This is a genomic window from Clostridium sp. AM34-11AC (assembly GCF_003435375.1).
Lineage (GTDB): Bacteria > Bacillota > Clostridia > Lachnospirales > Lachnospiraceae > Pilosibacter > Pilosibacter fragilis.
Genome location: NZ_QWGL01000096.1, coordinates 1 through 1,332, shown reverse-complemented (window position 1 = coordinate 1,332; position 1,332 = coordinate 1). Strand labels below are relative to the sequence as shown.

The 1,332-nt window shown below is 45.6% G+C and carries 1 protein-coding gene and 1 pseudogene; both read right to left on the bottom strand.

Annotation, left to right across the window (positions count from 1 at the left end; translation table 11 throughout):
* Positions 1 to 94: 94 nt before the first annotated feature.
* Positions 95 to 832 (bottom strand): ATP-binding protein, encoded by a 738-nt coding sequence (locus DW826_RS17895; protein WP_117505581.1) that lies wholly within the window; start codon positions 830 to 832, stop codon positions 95 to 97.
* Positions 832 to 1,332: pseudogene (locus DW826_RS18800) on the bottom strand (hypothetical protein); the annotation flags it as partial. The pseudogene DW826_RS18800 and the gene DW826_RS17895, both read right to left, overlap by 1 nt.

Here is a 1,332-nt window from a genome sequence, read left to right as displayed (position 1 = left end):
TGCATTTTACGGAGCTCAGCGGTCGCCATTCTGTTTTAGAACGGCCGCTTTCCGAAGTCAACGGCCGCCTATTTTTTAGTTAGAAGACCACCGCTTATCGTGTGTTGATCTTAACCGTGTAGTGCTTTGTAGCTCTCTTCATGATGGAATTGGCAGATACCTCATCGTTGAGGATCATCGCTTTCCAGTTATCCGGATCACGCTGTGAGCATACGATGGTGCTTTTCCTCTGCTCGTTCCGCTTCTCCAGAAGTTCAAAGAGGATTTTAATCTCTCTTTCGTCAGTGATTGTGTGAAGCAGGAAGTCATCCAGGATGATCAGTTCCCATTTGAGATACTTCTTCATCTTGCGAGCATATTTATCGTAATCCTGCTCTTTAAGAGCTACCATGCTTTCCAAAAGTTCCTCGCTGTGAAAGTAACCGACGTTATATCGGTTGCAGGCCTTTATGCCGATAGCTTTTGCAAGGTAAGACTTTCCGGCATCTGATTCTCCGAGAATACAGAGATTGTAGCCTCTTTCAATAAAGTCAAAAGAGGAAAGAACCTCTGTTATACCGGCAGGCAGATACTCCCGCTTGTCAGAGTCCACACAGTCTGACAATTCTTCAGGTGAGCCCTTCAGATGTGCCGCTGTTAAGCGATTCTTTAATGTCGTGCTGACCTTTTCCTGAAACTGTGGTCCGATCAGTTCTGCAATAAGCGTAAGCCGATCCATTTCCAGAAATCCGGGTTTGTGATACAGATCATCCAATGTAGCTGCCATAGTTGAAAGCTTAAGTTCGTTCAGTTCATCAACGAGTTCATTTATCAGTACAGTTCCTGTAAGCATTATTCATCGGCCCCCTCTCGTATCTGATCAGCAAGAGCCTTGCTGCGTGATAAAAGAGTGTCGATACTGGAAGCTTCCGGTGGCATTACATACCCTCCGCGTACCGGTTCTTTCTTTGCCGATGTGGGATGATGATAGCCTGCTTCTCCGAGATCATCTGCTACAACAGCTATCGTATTCTTGATAAAGGTATATTTCTGCTTATTCAGAGCAACCGCCTGCTTACAGCACTCTTCCAGAGTCTTATTGCTGTACTTCTTTGTAAAGTCCAGAATACCCAGACACATACGATAGGTCTGTACTTCGTATGGTCTGGATTTGAGGATCGTCCGGATAACAGTCTCTGTATTCTTGCCAATGAGTTGCGCTTTCTGAATAAAGTAAGGACCATTCCACTGAGTGAATCCTTTATAGTGATCTGGCAGGTGTTCAGGATTGGTTGACCACTGCCCCTTACGGGTAGCTCTGGGCCATTCACAAAGAAACTCTCCGGCAAGGGA

What these genes read in the sequence shown, in the direction of transcription:
- DW826_RS17895 (WP_117505581.1), bottom strand. Translation starts at nt 832, where the DNA reads ATGCTTACAGGAACTGTACTGATAAATGAACTCGTTGATGAACTGAAC.